Source organism: Nonomuraea solani, from assembly GCF_900108335.1.
GTDB classification, from domain to species: domain Bacteria; phylum Actinomycetota; class Actinomycetes; order Streptosporangiales; family Streptosporangiaceae; genus Nonomuraea; species Nonomuraea solani.
In genome coordinates this window covers 271,204-287,032 of the sequence record NZ_FNVT01000005.1, presented here as the reverse complement: position 1 = coordinate 287,032, position 15,829 = coordinate 271,204, and the positions used below count along the sequence as shown (strand labels likewise).

Genomic DNA, 15,829 nt, shown 5'->3' with positions numbered 1-15,829 from the left:
CGAATACTGTCGCGTTCCAGTCGGTACGGCCTGTCACGGCTTGGCGCTCATATTCGCGAGGGTGGGAGGTGGACGTCCTGGCCGCGGTTCGCGTGTCCGAGAACGATGTGAGAGAGGCGTCCCGGGGTCGGGGCGCCCCTCTCAGGGTCAGGCGCGGCGGAGCTGGAAGGTCAGGCCCAGGTCTTCGTCCGTGTGGGACGGGAGGTCCGGGGCCGTGCCCTCCGTGAGGGAGGTGGCCAGGACCTCGTCCGTCACGACGTGGCCCGACGTGTGCAGGGCCGTGGCCAGGTCAGGGGTCGTGGTGGTCCACCACAGGTCGATGCGGTCCGTGATGGACAGGCCGGTCGACTTGCGGGCGTCCTGGACCAGGCGGACGACCTCGCGGAGCAGGCCCGCGCGCCGCAGCTCGTCCGTCAGCTCCAGGTCCAGGGCCACCGTCTCGCCGGTCCCGGTGCCGATGGCGCCCGTTTCGACCGCCCAGCCCGAACGGGGCTGTTCGTTGACGATCACCTCGTCGGGGCCGAGCATGACCTCGCCCAGCTCGTCCGCCTCGACCATCACCGTGGCGCCCGAGCGCAGGGCGCGGGCCACGCGGGTGGCGTCGGCGGCGGACAGGGCGGCGGCCACCAGCTTGGTCTGGGAGCCGAAGCGCTTGCCCAGCGCCCGGAAGTTGGGCTTGACCGTGTAGGACACGAGGTCGGCGCTGAAGCCGGACATGTCCTCAAGCGCCTGGACGTTGAGCTCGTCCGCGACGAGGCCGCGGAGCTCGTCGGCCAGCGACGGCCAGCCGTGCGCCCCCACCAGCGCGCGGCGCAGCGGCTGGCGGGTCTTGACGCCCGACGAGGCGCGGGCCGAGCGGCCCAGCTCCACCAGCCGGCGCACCAGGGCCATCTGGTCCGACAGCGCCGGGTCGAGCAGGTCCTCGCGCACCTCCGGCCAGGAGGCCAGGTGCACCGAGGCGGGCGCGCCGGCCGGGCGCAGGACGTCCCAGAGGTGGTCGGTGATGAACGGCGTCATCGGCGCCATCAGCCTGATCACCGTCTCCAGGCACTCGTACAGCGTCGCGAACGCGTCCTGCGAGCCCTGCCAGAAGCGGCGGCGCGAGCGGCGTACGTACCAGTTGGACAGGTCGTCGAGGAAGTCGGCCAGGCGGCGGCCGGCGCGCTGGGTGTCGTATTCGTCGAGCGCCTTCGTGACCTCGGCCACCGTGCGGTGCAGCTCGGCCAGCGCCCAGCGGTCGAGCAGCGGGCGCCGCGCGGCCGGGGTGGCATCGGCGAGCGCCGCCGGCGACCAGGACTCGGCGTTGGCGTAGAGGGTGAAGAACGACGAGGTGTTCCAGAGCGTCAGCAGGACCTTGCGGACGATCTCCTCAAGGGTGTTGTGCCCCACCCGGCGGGCCGCCCACGGCGAGCCCGAGCAGGCCATGAACCAGCGCAGCGCGTCGGCCCCGTGCTCGTCCATCAGCGGGATCGGCTCGAGGATGTTGCCCAGGTGCTTGCTCATCTTGCGGCCGTCCTCGGCCAGGATGAGACCGAGGCAGAGCACGTTCTCGTAGGAGGACTGGCCGAAGACGAGCGTGCCGACGGCCATCAGCGAGTAGAACCAGCCGCGCGTCTGGTCGGTGGCCTCGCAGATGAACTGCGCCGGGTAGACGCCCTCCGGCTTGCCGCGCTCGCCCCACTGCGCGAACGGCATGGAGCCCGAGTCGTACCAGGCGTCGATGACGTCGGGCACGCGGCGGGCCTCGGCGCCGCACGAGGGGCAGGCGAGGGTGACGTCGTCGACGTACGGGCGGTGCGGGTCGAGCGCCGAGACATCCCGGCCGGCCAGCTCGCCCAGCTCCTCCATGGAGCCGACGCACGTGATGTGGTCCTCGTTCTCCGAGCACACCCACAGCGGCAGCGGCGTGCCCCAGTAGCGCGAGCGCGACAGCGACCAGTCGACGTTGTTGCGCAGCCACTCGCCGAAGCGGCCCCACTTGATCGTGTCGGGGTACCAGTTGGTCTTGGAGTTCTCCGCCAGCATCTGGTCCTTGACCGCGGTGGTGCGGATGTACCAGGACGGGAGGGCGTAGTAGAGCAGCGCGGTGTGGCAGCGCCAGCAGTGCGGGTAGCTGTGCTCGAGGTGGCCGCCGCGGAACAGCAGCCCGCGGGCGCGCAGGTCTTCGGTCAGTTCCTCGTCGGCGTCCTTGAAGAACCGGCCGCCGACCATGGGCACGTCGTCGAGGAAGCGGCCGTCGGGGCCGACCGGGTTGACGACGGGCATGTCGTAGCGCTTGATCACGGCCAGGTCTTCGGCGCCGAACGCGGGCGCCTGGTGGACCAGGCCGGTGCCGTCCTCGACGCTGACGTAGTCGCCGAGCACCACGTAGTGGGCGCCGGGGATGTCGACCAGGTCGAACGGGCGACTGTAGGGGGTGTGCTCCAGCTCGCGCCCGGTGTAACGGGCCACCTCCGTGACGTCCTCGCCGAGGACCGAGAGCAGCGGCTCGGCGACGACCAGGACCTCGCCGCCGGCGGTGCGGGCGGCCACGTAGGTGACGTCGGGGTGCACGGCGACCGCGGTGTTGGAGACCAGCGTCCACGGCGTCGTCGTCCAGATCAGCAGCGACGCGCCCAGCTCGGCCAGCGGCCCCGAGGTCACCGGCATGCGGACGTGGACCGACGGGCTGGTGACGGTCTCGTAGCCGCCGGGCTGGCCCAGCTCGTGGTCGGACAGGCCGGTGCCGCAGCGCGGGCAGTAGGGGGTGATGCGGAAGTCGCGGAACAGCAGCCCCTTGTCGAAGACGACCTTCAGCGACCACCAGACCGACTCGATGTAGGAGGGGTCCATGGTGCGGTATGCCTGGGACAGGTCGATCCAGTAGCCCATGCGCTCGGTCATCTGCTCGAACGCGTCCACGTGCCGCAGCACCGACTCGCGGCACTTGGCGTTGAACTCGGCGATGCCGTACGACTCGATGTCCTTCTTGCCGGACAGGCCCAGCTCGCGCTCAACCCCGACCTCGACCGGCAGGCCGTGGCAGTCCCAGCCGGCCTTGCGGGGCACGCTGAAGCCGCGCATCGACTTGTAGCGGGGGAACAGGTCCTTGAACACCCGCGCCTCGATGTGGTGCACGCCGGGCAGGCCGTTGGCGGTGGGCGGGCCCTCGTAGAAGACCCAGGACGGATTGCCGGTGTTCTGCTCGATGGACCGCTCGAAGATCTTCCCATCCCGCCAGCGGTCCAGAACCTCGCGCTCGAGCGCGGGCAGGTCGACCTGCGCGGGAAGAGAGCGGAAAGATGGGGAAGACATTTCGGGCGTGACCTCCACGCTTGATCGGCCGGTAGGGCTTGCGTGAAGGGACGAAGCCTCGCGGCCCCGCGGTACCACCCTTCTTGACCTCGCCTGGGCGAGGCCCTCTTCATTTGATCCGCGGCCGGGTCTAATGAGCTCGAAAGAGCCGTTCTTCCGGCGGCTCCGGGGTGATATCCCTCACAGTCGGGCCCCATCAACGCCTTGCAGTCTCAAACCATAACGCAGAGTGGGGGCTGAGGCTTCCAGGTTTTCCCCGGTGGCGTGGACGCCCGTACAGCGCGTTGGTACGTGAGTCGTAAACGGCGCAAAGTTGTGGGAATGGACGCCGCTGAGGAGGAGTTAGATGCGCGAGGCGGGATAGTACGGGGGAGGTAAACCGTCCGGCGGGTCGTTTGCCGTTCCGTTATGAGGATCCTAAGCTGCCCGCACCATTTACGGCCTTGATCAGCAATGGAGGCAGCCATGGCGGCAGTCACGCAGACCGCTACACCGTCGATGTGGTCGGAAGAGGAGCTGGCCGAGGTACGCGACATGCTCCAGACCGAGATCGGCGAGCTCGAGGCCGACATCCACCGCCACGAGTCGGAGATAGCCTCTGGTGACGTCACCCAGGGAGCCGGCGACGACCAGGCGGACGCCGGCGCCAAGACGTACGAGCGCGAACGTGAGATCGCCCTTACCCTGAATGCGCGCGATCTGGTCGCGCAGAACGAACGTGCGATCGCCAGGATCGACGCAGGGACCTATGGAGTGTGCGAATCGTGCCACAAGCCGATCGGCAAGGAACGCCTTCAGGCGTTCCCGAGGGCGACGCTGTGCGTGGCCTGCAAGCAGAAGGAGGAGCGCCGGTAGAGCCGGAGCGGCCCCCGGCCCCCGGCCCCGCCCGTGGGCGCCTGTTCGCCGTCCTGGTCGTGCTGGCGAGCGTGATCTACGTGGCCGACCTGGTCACGAAGACCGTGGTGCTGCGCACCCTGGAGGGTGAGCCGCCGCTGGTCGTCATCCAGGACGTGCTGCAGTTCCGGGTGATCTTCAACTCGGGGGCCGCGTTCAGCATCGGCACCGGGATGACGTTCGTCTTCACCTTCATCGCCGCCGGCGTGGTCGTGGCCATCGTGCGCACGGCCCGCAAGCTGGGCAGCAGGGCCTGGGCGATCACGCTCGGCCTGCTGCTCGGCGGGGCGCTCGGCAACCTGACCGACCGGCTGCTGCGCTACCCGTCGGGGATCGGGCGCTCCTCGCAGCTCCAGGGGCACGTCGTCGACTTCATCGAGGTGCTTCCCGGGCATTTCCCCGTCATCGACTACTTCCCCGTCTTCAACATCGCCGACTCGGCCATCGTCTGCGGCGGCATCCTGGCGGTCATCCTGGCCTGGCGGAACGTGCAGATCGACGGGTCGAAGGAGGTGGCGAAGGATGACTGAGCAGCGCAGCCTGCCCGTGCCCGACGGCCTGGAGGGCGAGCGGCTCGACGCCGCGCTCTCGCGGCTGTTCGGCTTCTCCCGCACCCGCGCGGCCGAGCTGATCGTCGCGGGCGAGGTGCTGGTCGACGGCCGGCAGCCGGCCAAGTCCGACCGCGTGCACGCGGGCGCGTGGCTCGACGTCACGCTGCCGCCGCCGGTCACCACGCCCATGCCGATCGCCGAGCCGGTGCCGGGCATGACGATCGTGTACGAGGACGACGACGTCATCGTGATCAACAAGCCCATCGGCGTGGCCGCCCACCCGACCGTCGGCTGGACCGGGCCGACCGTGATCGGCGGGCTGCTCGGCGCCGGGCACACCATCGCCACCAGCGGCGCGGCCGAGCGCCAGGGCATCGTGCACCGCCTCGACGCCAACACCACGGGCGCGATGGTGGTGGCGAAGAGCGAGCACGCCTACTCGCGGCTCAAGAGGGCCTTCAAGGAGCGCACGGTCGACAAGCGCTACCACGCGCTGGTGCAGGGGCATCCCGACCCGTTCAGGGGCACCGTGGACGCGCCCATCGACCGGCACCCGTCGGGCGACGGCCGGTTCGCGGTGGTGGCCGGGGGCAAGCCGTCGGTGACGCACTACGACACCGTGGAGGCGTTCCGGGCGGCGTCGCTGCTGGACATCAAGCTGGAGACCGGGCGTACGCACCAGATCAGGGTGCACATGTCGGCCCTGCGCCACCCCTGCGTGGGAGACCTGCTCTACGGCGCCGACCCCACGCTCGCGGCCCGGCTGGGCGTCACCCGGCAGTGGCTGCACGCGGTCGCGCTCGGGTTCGAGCACCCCTCCAGCGGGGAGTGGATGTCGTTCACCACCGACTACCCGGACGACCTGCAGAAGGCCCTCGACGCCGTACGCGAGGAGTCCTAGTCGTCCTCCGTGCCGTCGACCTGGCCGGGAGTCGGCCCGGGGGCCTCGTCCGTCTTGGTCTCCTTGGTCGCCTTGGACTTCGTCGGCGTGGGCTGCCGCCGTGTCGGGCTGCTCCGTCCGGACGGGCTGCGCTCGGGAGTGCTGGAGCGCTCGGCCGACGGTGTGTTCCGCGGCGTGTTCTGTGGGGTGGTCTGTGGCGTGTTCCGCGGGCTGACCGGCTGCTGCCGCTCCTCCTCGGAGGGGCTCGTTTCGGGGGTCGGCGTGGTGTTCACCACGACGGGAACGCTGTTGCCCGGCTCGCGGGGCAGGTCCAGGGGCCGCTGGGACCACCAGGCCGCGCCGCCCGTGACGACCGCCACGAGGAGCGCGCCCCCGGCGATCGCGGCCATCGGCACCATCCGCCGCCGGGCCGGCACCGCCGGCGCGGCGGCGACGGCGGCGACGGGGCCGGTCTGCTCCGGGGCGCCGCCCGCCAAAATCATGGACAGCCGCCGCTCGGCCTCCGCTAAGGACATGCGCTCGGCGGGGTTCTTGCGGAGCAGGCCGTGCACCACCGGAGCCAGCACCCCGGCGCGGGCCAGCGGCTCCGGCTCGGCGTGCATCACCGCGCCGAGCGTGGCCAGGGCGTGGTCCCGGTGGAAGGGCGAGTGGCCCTCGACGGCCATGTACAGCGTCACGCCCACCGACCACAGGTCCGAGGCGGGGCTGGCCCGGCCGCCGGCCGCGCGTTCCGGCGCCATGTAGGAGGGGGTGCCGACCAGGATGCCCGTCCTGGTCACGGGCGCCTCGTCCTCGGTGGTGGCGATGCCGAAGTCGGTGAGCACCGCCCGGTCGTCGGGGGTGAGCAGCACGTTGTCCGGTTTGACGTCGCGGTGCAGCACGCCGGCCGCGTGCGCGGCGCGCAGCGCCTCAAGGAGCTGCAGCGCGACATTCGCGGCCGCCATCGGGGCCATGGGGCCTTCGTCGCGGATCAGCTCGCCCAGCGTGCGGGACTGCACGAACTGCATGACGATCCACGGGTGGCCGCCCTCCTCCAGGACGTCGTAGACGGCGGCCACGCCCGGGTGCGCCACCCGCCCGGCCGCTCTGGCCTCGCGGAACGTGCGGACGGCGAACACCTCGCGCTCGTCGGCCGTGAGATCGGGCGGCGGCAGGATCTCCTTGACGGCCACGTCTCTGCCCAGCACTTCGTCGTGTGCCTGCCACACGGTGCCCATGCCGCCCCGGCCTATCGTCCTGAGCAGCCGATATCGTCCACCGACCATCCCCGCTGAATCGGACATGCAACCGGCACTACCCCATAAAAATCCGGGCAAGCGCGGTTATCGCGGCGGCCACCGCCAGAACGACCAGAAACGGCGCCCGGAGCAGCAGCGCGACGAGCGCCGCGCCGAGACCCGCCGTGCGCGCCGGATCGAAGCGCAGCCCGCCCTCCTCGGTGAACAACTGCACCGCGATCAGCGCCGCCAGCAGCGCCACCGGCACCAGCTCCGCGAACCTGCGCACCGCCGGATGGTCCAGCACCCGCCGGGGCGCGGCCAGGCCGGCCAGCTTCAGCGCGTAGCAGCCCAGGCAGACGGCGGCGATCGCCCACCACAACGTCATCGGAACATCACCACCAGCACCGCGGCGGCCGACAGCAGCACCGGCACGCCCGAGGGGAAGAACGGGGTGGCGCACAGCGCGATCACCGCCGCGCCCGCGGCGAGCCCGCGCAGCTCCGCGCTGGCGGTCAGCCGGGGCCACAGGATGGCCAGGAACGCGACGGGGCCCACCACGTCGAGGCCGAGCGCGCCGGGGTCGCCCAGGAACGAGGTGCCGTACGCGCCCGCCAGCGTGGCGAGGTTCCAGGTGATGTACAGGGCGGCGAAGGTGACCGCGAAGCCCGTGCGGGCCGCCTTCGGGGTCGGCTGGGCGAGGGCGACGGCGGTGGTCTCGTCGATGACGCCGTGGGCGGCCAGCAGCCTGCGCGGGCCGCGTACCTGGAGAAGGTCGGCCAGGCGCAGGCCGTACAGCGTGTTGCGGCCGCCGAGCAGCAGCGCGCCGAGCGCGGCGGCCACCAGGTCGCCGCCCGCGCCCACCGCGCCGGTCAGCGCGAACTGCGAGGCGCCGGTGAAGGCCAGCAGGCTCAGCACGCACGCCTGCGGCACGCTCAGGCCCGCCGTGATCGCCGCGGCGCCGAAGGCGAGCCCTGACAGCCCCACGGCCAGGCCCACGCCGAGACCGTCCCGCACGGCGGCGGAACGGGATGTTGTCTCTTCCATGCCGACCGAGGCTAGGTGGTGGGGGAATCGCCGGTCTTGTACGTTCCTGCAGCGCGTTGAAAGGCGGCGGGCGGAACGCCCACGATGCGCTTGAAATGGCGATTGAGGTGAGCCTGGTCGGTGAAGCCCACCTCGGCGGCCACCCGCGCGGGGCGTACGCCGGACAGCAGGAGACGGCGCGCCTGGCGTACCCGCAGCGAGGTGAGGTAGGCGTGCGGCGGCAGGCCGGTGGCGGCCTTGAACGCCCGCAGCAGGGCGAACGGCCGCGCCCCCACCGCGCCCGCCAGGTCCTCCAGCGTCGGCGGGTCCACGAGGCTCTCGTGCAGCAGGTCGAGCGCCTCCCGCACCGCCCGCCGGCCCTCGGCGGGCAGGATCGCGGCCGGCCTGGGGGCGGCGTGCCGGGTCAGCAGCCGGCCGAACAGCGTGCGGCTCAGCGTCGAGGCGACCAGCGCGTCGCCCCGCTCGGCCGCCCGGTGCGCCCGGCCGAGCAGCGCCGCCAGGTCGTCGTCGCGCGCCACCTGCTCGGGGAAGTGCGGCGTCCCGGCCGGCGCGCCCAGCTCGGCCGCGATCCCGGCCAGCAGGTCGATCGACGGATAGAGCATCCGGTACGCCCACCCGCCCGGCGTCCCCGCCTGCCCCGTGTGCGCGGCGTCGGGGTTGACCAGCACCAGCTCGCCCGCGCGCGCCCGGTGCAGGGTGCCGCGGTAGTCGAACTCCTCGACGCCCTCGACGATGAGCCCGATGGCGTACCCGTCGTGCGCGTGCCTGGAGAAGCGGTGGGTGACGTAGCGGGCCTTGAGCAGGTCGGTCTCGGGCACCGCCGGGTGCCGCCAGAAATGCGCCTGCTCTCTCACTTCGGGCGGAAGGTCTTGATGAAGGTGTCGACGTAGCGCCTGTCCCGCTCCCAGCGGTCGTGCGTCGTCTCCCAGTAGAGGGCGTACGGGCGGCCGTCGGCCGTGTGGAAGCTCCGGTTGATCACATGGATCAGCACGCCCTCGCGCACCCGGGTGAACTCCCAGTCGGCAGCCGCCTGCCCGAGATAGCGGACGGAGCCGATGCCGATCCTGGTGTAGCGCTCGAACTCGCCCTTGGCCTCGATCTCCCTCTCCAGCCCCTCCCAGTGCTTCACCGGGTCGCGCCAGGGGATGTCGGGGACGGTCCACTCCACGAGCATCGTCCCGGGGCTGCCCGGACCCCGCATGGAGACGCTGTCCCGGCCGGCGGTCTTCTTCACCTGCCACCGCTCGGGCACGGCGATCGAGAAGCGGCCGTCCGCGTTCGTGTAGGTGCGCCAGCCCGCCGGGATCGGCCGGGCCGTCGTGGGCTTCACAGAGGGCGTCACGGTGGGCGTCACGGTGGGTTCGGGGCTGGGTGCCGCGCTGGTGGCCGTCGCTGTGGGCGTGCCGGAAGCGGTCGGAGTGGTGACCGGGACCCCGGTCGTCCACCCGTTGTAGAACAGCGCGCCACCGGCGCCCAGCACGGCCACGGCGGCCGCGCCGACGGCCCACACGCCCTTGCCCCGGCGGCTGCGCGTGGCGACCGTGGGCCGCGGCCCGGTGGAGAGAGTGCCGGTGTAGGGAGCGGTGTCGCGGGCGGACGGCTCGGACGCGGCGTCGTACAGGAGTCGCGCGGCCTCCTCCGCGGGCATCCGCGCGTCGGGCCGCCGGCGCAGCAGCCCCATGATGACCGGCTCCAGAGCCCCGGCGCGGACCGGCGGTTTCGGCTCGTCGCGCAGCACCGCCGCCACCGTCGCGGCCCACGAGTCGCGCCGGAACGGCGGCTCGCCCTCGACGGCCGCGTAGAGCGTCGCGCCGAGCGACCACAGGTCGGACTCGGGCCGCGCGGGCTCGCCGTTGAGACGCTCGGGCGGCATGTACGCCGGTGTCCCCACCAGCCCGCCCGTCGCCGTCAGCCCCGCCTCGGTCTCCATGGAGGCGATGCCGAAGTCGGTCAGGACCACCCGGCCGTCATCGGCCAGCAGCACGTTCTCCGGCTTCACGTCGCGGTGCAGCACCCCGGTCGCGTGCGCGGCCCGCAGGGCGTCGAGCACCCGGCCGCCGATCACCGCGACCTGGCTCGCCCGCAGCGGCCCGCTATCGCCGATCACCTGCGCCAGCGAGCGCGAGCGGACGAGCTGCATGACGATCCACGGCCGGCCGTCCTCCTCGACGACGTCGTGGATGACGACCACCGAGGGATGGTCGAGGCGGCCCGCCGCCCTGGCCTCCCTGATGGTCCTGCGGGTGAGCTCGGCCCGCTTGGCGTCGCCGACGCCCGTGTAGCGGACCTCCTTGATCGCCACCGTACGGTCGAGCAGCTCGTCGTAGGCGCGCCAGACCACGCCCATACCGCCCTCACCGAGTGGCTCGATGAGGCGGTAACGGTTGCTGACCTGCACGGGGCGAGTTTACTTGCCGGGGGAGAAGGTCGCGGCGAAGCCTTCGAAGAAGTGGTAGTCGTCCTTCCACTCACGGTTCAGCGTGTGCCAGTAGATCGCGTACGCCTTCCCGTCCTCGGCGATGAACCCCCGGTAGCGGATGCGGCTCTTGCCCGTGTCGGTGGGCCAGAGGAAGTCCCAGTCGGCGGCGGCCTTCCGGTAGTCCACCTTCTTGATGTCGAGCTTCTTGTAGCCGCCGTAGCGGTCCTTGAGGCTCGGCTCCAGCTTCTTCCAGCCCTTCAGCGGGTCCTTGCCCAGCTTGGGGAACACCTCGATCCGCACGTGCGCGTTGGACGCGCCGCCCGGGCCCTTGAACTCGACGCCCTTGCCGGAGCGCGTCCACTCGTCCCAGCCCTTGGGGAGACCGATCTGGAAGCCGAGCTTCTTGTCCGTGTGCTTCTTCCACCCGGACGGCATCGGGTCCTTCGTCTCCTTGGGAGTCGAGGTGGGAGCCGCGCTCGGGGACGCCGGCGGGGTCGTCGGCGGGGTCGTCGGCGGAGCGGATGAGGGCGGAGGAGACGAAGCCGTGGCCGGCGGTGACGTGGACGCCCGTGACGGGCCCGTCGTGACGGCCGCCGACAGCTTGTCGACGTTCTTGTCCGGCCCCTCGTCGGGCGCCGAGCTCAGGCCGAGATAGCCGCCCACACCCGCCACCAGCAGGACCGCCACGGCCGCCCCGATCACCATCGCGGCCCGGTGCTGCTGCTCCGGCTTGGCCGCCTCCCTCGTGGACTCCGCCGTGGGCTCGACCGCCGGTGGCGTGTCCGCCACCGGCGTCCGCGGGATGCGGGCGCCGGTCTCGGGCATGTCCTCGGCCGCCGCCGGGGCGATCAGGTCCGGGTCGGTCGGGGTGTCGTCCTCGACGGGCGCGTACGGGCGCTTCGCCTTGGCGGGACCCGGCCGCCGGGGCTTGGCCGCCGGCTTCGGCCGGGTGGCCGGCGCCGGGGCGGGCACGTGCAGCTCCTGGGCCGCCGGGAACTGCGCGGTCGGCGGCGGGCTGGCCTGCGCGATGGCCAGGCGCAGCAGGCGCTGCGTCTCCTCGTACGTCAGCCGCTGCACGGGCTCCTTGTTCAGCAGCCCCGTGATCACGTCGGAGAGCGGGCCCACGTACGGCGTGGGGTCCGGCTCGTCGGTGAGCACGGCGTGCATGGTCGCCAGCGCCATCCCCCGCTCGTGCGGGGAGCGGCCCTGGACGGCCGTGTAGAGCGTGGCGCCCAGCGACCACAGGTCCGACTCGCGCCGCGCCGGCAGGCCCTTGAGCCGCTCGGGCGCGATGAACGCCGGCGTGCCCGCCAGGCCCGTCACCGTGAGCTGCGTCTCGGTCTCCAGCGTGGCGATGCCGAAGTCGGTGAGCACGACCCGGCCGTCGTCGGCCAGCAGCACGTTCTCGGGTTTGACGTCACGGTGCAGCACGCCGGCCTCGTGCGCACGGTGCAACGCGTCGAGCATGGCCACGCCGATCTCGGCCACCCGCTTCGGCGGCAGGGGCCCGTCCTGCTTGATCACGGCACCCAGTGAGCGCGACTGGACGAGCTGCATGACGATCCAGGGCCGGTCATCCTCCTCGATCACGTCGTGGACGACGATCACGTTGGGATGCTCGAACCTCGCCGCCGCTCTGGCCTCGCGCATCGTGCGCCGGTTCAGCAGCTGCACCTCTTCGCCCAGGGCGGCGGCGTACCTGACCTCCTTGACCGCGACCGTGCGGTCAAGCAGCTCGTCGTATGCGCGCCATACGACGCCCATTCCGCCCCTGCCGATGGGTTCCTGCAGCTGGTAGCGGCCGGCGATGCGGCGTCCGTCCTGCTTGCGATCCGACATCAACGGCCTCAAACCCTCCTCTAGGCCAAGAAATACTCTCACGGGCAGGGATCATCGGCGACTCGCCCGAAGGACAGTCCGTCATGTGAGAAGCGCCGCCCAGCAGGTGGAAGCGGGGGTGTAGGGTCTAGATATGACTTGTCGTCGTTACGCGTTTACCGAGCCGGCTCCGGGCGAGCCGGTCGTGCGCTAGCGACCTCCTGGAGTCGGCACCGAGGCAGAGACATCCCGTCTCTGCCTCTTTGGGTTTTTCCGCCGGCTTCAGGGGCCGGCCCAACAGGGAGTCGGGATGTCATCGATCTTGGAAAGGGCCGCGGTGGCGGTGGGCGAGCTGCTCGTGGGCGACGGGCCCGCGGTGGTGATCGGCGGCCGGGTGAGCCTGCGCTCGGGCGCCGTGGAGGCGCTGCGCGAGCCGGCCGCGCTGGTGGAGCCGGCCTCGGCGGCCGACCTGCCGGCGATCGCCGAACTGGCCGACGCCGTGGTGGTGGGGGCGTCGTGGACGCGCGACATCCCCCTGGTGCGGGCGGCGGCCGGCCTGGGGCTGCCGGTGGTGGTGGAGCGGCGCCCCTCCGCGTCGGTGGAGGAGTGGGCCGGGCTGGCCGACTACTGCGCGGCGGAGGGCGACGGGCGGGTGCTCCTCTGCGAGGGCGGCGCCCGGCCCGACCTGGGGCTGCTGCGGGCCGCGCGGGCCGTCTCCGGGCGTCCCGTGCTGGTGGACGTCTCCCGTGACATCGGGCTGTCGGCCGCCGCCGTGGCGGCCGGTGCCGACGGGCTGGTCGTCGACGCGCCGGGCGCGGCCTGGCACGTGGCGGAGGAGGCGGTGACGGTCGTCGGCGCGCTGCTGCGGCAGGAGACGCCGGCCACGCTGCCGGAGTGCCGGCAGGCGATCGACCGGGTGGACGCCGCGCTGGCCACGCTGCTGGAGCGGCGGGCGGCGCTGGCGGGCGTCGTGCAGCGGATCAAGCCGGTGGGCGGGTTCGCGGGCCGCGACCCGGCCAGGGAGCGCGCCCTGGTGGCGCGGATGGCCGTGCGGGCGCCCTCGCTGGGGGAGGCCAGGCTCGGGGCCATCATGAACGCCGTCATCGAGGCGGGCCTGGACCTGTCCGAGGAGCGGGGCGTCAGGGGGTCGTGACGAGGAAGTTGTTCATCTGGCGGCCGGGGCCGGCGGCGATCTGTTTCGTGATGAGGTCGGCGAACCGGCGGTAGCCGTCGCCCGTCGGGTGATAGCTGCGCGCGTTGACCGTCAGCTCCTCCACGTCCACGTGCAGCCCGTTCAGGTAGGGTTGCGGCCGGCCCACCTCGTGTCCCGTGAACGCCTCGTAGGCGTCCACGTACTCGATGCTCCCGGGCGCGCCGAACGCCGCGATCGCCCGGTCGAAGTCGGCCACCACGGCGCCCACCGTGTTGTTGAGCCGCCGCGTCACCGCGTTCAGCCAGCGCTGGTCGGCCTCGCTCATGTTGTCGACGCTCGTCACGGGCCTGGCCGGGAACGGACGGGGATAGCCGAGGACGACCACCCGCGCGTTGGGGGCGCGGACGCGTACCTCCTTGAGGATCTTGAGCATGTCCTTGCGCAGCTCCTCGATGCGGGCGGCGACGGCGGCGTCCTGCTCGACGCAGGCCGTCGACCACGGCAGCTTGACGATGCAGGCCGTCAGCACCTTGGTGAAGCCGGCGTCGTTGCCGCCGATGCTCAGCGTGACCAGGCTGGCCGAGGCGTCGACCCGGGTGATCTGGGGGCGCTGGCCGTGCTGGCCGGACAGGAGCTCGCCCGTGGTGGCGCCGCTGCAGGCGTAGAAGGAGGTGCCGCCGCCGAACCGGTACGCCTTCGACACCAGGGGCACGTACGAGCCCGTCGCCCGGTGGCAGCGGTCGGCCCCGTCGTTGACCGGCTTCTCGTCCAGTTCGTAGACGCCCTCGCCGGAGGAGAAGGAGTCGCCGAGCGCCACGTATCTGCCGCCCTGCGCCACCTGGACGGGCGTCAGCCGGGTCACCCGCGGTAAGCGCCCCCGCGGCTCCGCGCTCTCAGGGCAGCCCGCCTCCAGGACGGCGCAGGCCAGTTTCGGATAGATCTCCAGGGGCAGGCAGGCCAGGGCCAGCGCGACCCCCGCGACGGCCGCCGCCGCGGTCTGGACGATCCTCCGTCTCGACTCCTCCAGCGCGCCCCTCCTTCGAACGTTCTCCGTGCGCCCACGAGACTACCCAGCCGATGATCGTGGCGCAGGCCGCCTTCGGCGTACGATCAGCCAGCCGAGGGCGATGCCCGCGGCCAGGGCCGGGATCAGGAAGAACGCCACGCGCTGGTCGCGGTCGGCGAACGGCATCAGGAGCACGACCAGGGCCAGGAAGGCGAGGGTGCACCAGTTCGTGTACGGGGAGCCGGGCATCGGGAAGGCCGAGAGGTGGCCCGTACGGCGCAGGCGGGTCTGGCAGTGGACCAGCACGCCCCAGGTGGTGATCACGCCCAGGGAGGCGACGGCGGTGGCGATGTTGAAGGCCCGTTCGGGCAGGAAGTAGAACAGTCCCACCCCCGCCAGGAACATGGCCGCCGTGAACAGGATGCCGCCGATGGGGACGTGGCGTGAGCTGAGCGTGCCGGTGAAGCCCGGAGCCTCCTGTTTCATGGCCATCGAGCGCAGGATGCGGCCGGTGGCGTACAGGCCGGAGTTGCAGGACGACATCGCGGCGGTGATCACGACCAGGTTCATGGCGTCGGCCGCCCACGGCACGCCGAGGCCCGAGAAGACCGTCACGAACGGGGAGACGCCCGCCCGGTACGCCGTCCACGGCAGGACCATCGCCAGAAGCAGCACCGAGCCGACGTAGAAGATCGCGATGCGCCACACGACGCCGTTGATCGCCTTCGGCATGACCTCGTGCGGCCTGGCCGTCTCGCCGGCCGTGATGCCGACCAGCTCGATCGACGCGTACGCGAACACCACCGACTGCAGGCTCATCAGCACCAGCGGGAACCCGGCAGGGAAGAAGCCGCCGTGCGCGACCAGGTTGTGCGGGCCCGCCTGGCCGACCGACGCGACCACCAGCACCAGGCCCACGACCAGGAAGACCGAGATCGCGACGACCTTGAGCATCGCGAACCAGAACTCCAGCTCGCCGAACAGCCGCACGGACAGCAGATTGACGATCAGCACGAAACCGAGGGCGATCAGGGCCGTGCCCCATTCGGGGAAGGCCGGGGCCCAGTAGTGGATGTACGCGGCGATGGCGGTCAGTTCGGCGATGCCGGTGAAGGCCCAGTTGATCCAGTACATCCAGCCGCTGGCGAAGGCCGCCCACGGGCCGATGAACTCGCCGGCGTACTCGACGAACGAGCCCGACGCCGGACGGTAGAGCACGAGCTCGCCGAGCGCCCGCATGACGAAGAACGCGGCCATTCCGGCGGCGGCGTAGGAGAGCACGAGCGCGGGCCCGGTGGCGGCCAGCCGGCCGCCCGCGCCGAGGAACAGGCCCACGCCGATCGCCCCGCCGATGGCGATCATCTGGACCTGCCGGTTGCCCAGCGCGTGCGTGTATCCCTCGTCGGTCTGCGTGCGCACCGCGTGTCTCCTCGGTCACTTAAGGTGACATCGAGGATATCGGCGGCGGTCGATCATCCTGCTTTCCGGCGCGCGCGAGGGCTCTCCGGAATTGTCGGTGGCAGGGATTA

At 71.9% G+C, this 15,829-nt stretch carries 13 protein-coding genes; 4 read left to right on the top strand and 9 right to left on the bottom strand.

Annotated features, from left to right (window positions below; genetic code table 11):
* Positions 1-147: 147 nt before the first annotated feature.
* The gene (ileS, locus tag C4V41_RS20995; protein ID WP_103957592.1) at positions 148-3,294 is read right to left on the bottom strand and encodes an isoleucine--tRNA ligase; all 3,147 of its coding nucleotides are present in this window, start codon (positions 3,292-3,294) and stop codon (positions 148-150) included.
* A 465-nt stretch (positions 3,295-3,759) separates the two neighbouring features.
* Between ileS and C4V41_RS20990 the strand changes: the two genes are divergently transcribed.
* Genes C4V41_RS20990 through C4V41_RS20980 form a run of 3 tightly spaced genes read left to right on the top strand, consistent with a single transcriptional unit; the run spans position 3,760 to position 5,640 of the window.
* A complete protein-coding gene (locus C4V41_RS20990; protein WP_200824119.1) occupies positions 3,760-4,149 on the top strand; it encodes a TraR/DksA family transcriptional regulator in 390 nt (129 codons plus the stop codon).
* On the top strand, positions 4,113-4,718 hold the full coding sequence (lspA, locus tag C4V41_RS20985; RefSeq protein WP_235030276.1) for a signal peptidase II: 606 nt from the start codon (positions 4,113-4,115) through the stop codon (positions 4,716-4,718). Before C4V41_RS20990 ends, lspA begins: the two co-directional genes overlap by 37 nt.
* Positions 4,711-5,640 (top strand): RluA family pseudouridine synthase, encoded by a 930-nt coding sequence (locus C4V41_RS20980; protein ID WP_103957590.1) that lies wholly within the window; start codon positions 4,711-4,713, stop codon positions 5,638-5,640. Before lspA ends, C4V41_RS20980 begins: the two co-directional genes overlap by 8 nt.
* Here C4V41_RS20980 and C4V41_RS64290 read toward each other — a convergent pair.
* From C4V41_RS64290 to C4V41_RS20950, 6 genes are read right to left on the bottom strand one after another with little or no spacing between them, the layout of a single operon-like run.
* Positions 5,637-6,923, bottom strand: a complete 1,287-nt coding sequence (locus C4V41_RS64290) for a serine/threonine-protein kinase (protein ID WP_146103726.1) — start codon at positions 6,921-6,923, stop codon at positions 5,637-5,639. The two genes, C4V41_RS20980 and C4V41_RS64290, sit on opposite strands and share 4 nt — an antisense overlap.
* A gap of 10 nt (positions 6,924-6,933) precedes the next feature.
* Positions 6,934-7,245 carry an AzlD domain-containing protein gene (locus C4V41_RS20970; protein ID WP_103957589.1) on the bottom strand — a complete coding sequence of 104 codons (312 nt, stop codon included), beginning with the start codon at positions 7,243-7,245 and terminating at the stop codon, positions 6,934-6,936.
* Positions 7,242-7,904 carry an AzlC family ABC transporter permease gene (locus C4V41_RS20965; RefSeq protein ID WP_103957588.1) on the bottom strand — a complete coding sequence of 221 codons (663 nt, stop codon included), beginning with the start codon at positions 7,902-7,904 and terminating at the stop codon, positions 7,242-7,244. Before C4V41_RS20965 ends, C4V41_RS20970 begins: the two co-directional genes overlap by 4 nt.
* An 11-nt stretch (positions 7,905-7,915) precedes the next feature.
* Positions 7,916-8,758 carry an AraC family transcriptional regulator gene (locus tag C4V41_RS20960; protein WP_235030275.1) on the bottom strand — a complete coding sequence of 281 codons (843 nt, stop codon included), beginning with the start codon at positions 8,756-8,758 and terminating at the stop codon, positions 7,916-7,918.
* Positions 8,755-10,302 (bottom strand): serine/threonine-protein kinase, encoded by a 1,548-nt coding sequence (locus C4V41_RS20955; protein ID WP_146103725.1) that lies wholly within the window; start codon positions 10,300-10,302, stop codon positions 8,755-8,757. Before C4V41_RS20955 ends, C4V41_RS20960 begins: the two co-directional genes overlap by 4 nt.
* 9 nt (positions 10,303-10,311) lie before the next feature.
* Positions 10,312-12,162, bottom strand: a complete 1,851-nt coding sequence (locus C4V41_RS20950) for a serine/threonine-protein kinase (protein ID WP_103957586.1) — start codon at positions 12,160-12,162, stop codon at positions 10,312-10,314.
* A gap of 289 nt (positions 12,163-12,451) precedes the next feature.
* On the opposite strand from C4V41_RS20950, the gene C4V41_RS65865 reads away from it, so the two are divergent.
* Positions 12,452-13,294: a chorismate mutase gene (locus tag C4V41_RS65865; RefSeq protein WP_146103724.1), complete on the top strand. Its 843-nt coding sequence runs from the start codon at positions 12,452-12,454 to the stop codon at positions 13,292-13,294.
* On the opposite strand, the gene C4V41_RS20940 is transcribed toward C4V41_RS65865, so the two are convergent.
* Entirely contained in the window at positions 13,281-14,156 is an 876-nt protein-coding gene (locus tag C4V41_RS20940) for an SGNH/GDSL hydrolase family protein (protein ID WP_160150346.1), read from the bottom strand. The two genes, C4V41_RS65865 and C4V41_RS20940, sit on opposite strands and share 14 nt — an antisense overlap.
* Positions 14,157-14,360: 204 nt before the next feature.
* Positions 14,361-15,719, bottom strand: a complete 1,359-nt coding sequence (locus tag C4V41_RS20935) for an amino acid permease (RefSeq protein ID WP_103957584.1) — start codon at positions 15,717-15,719, stop codon at positions 14,361-14,363.
* Positions 15,720-15,829: the final 110 nt, after the last annotated feature.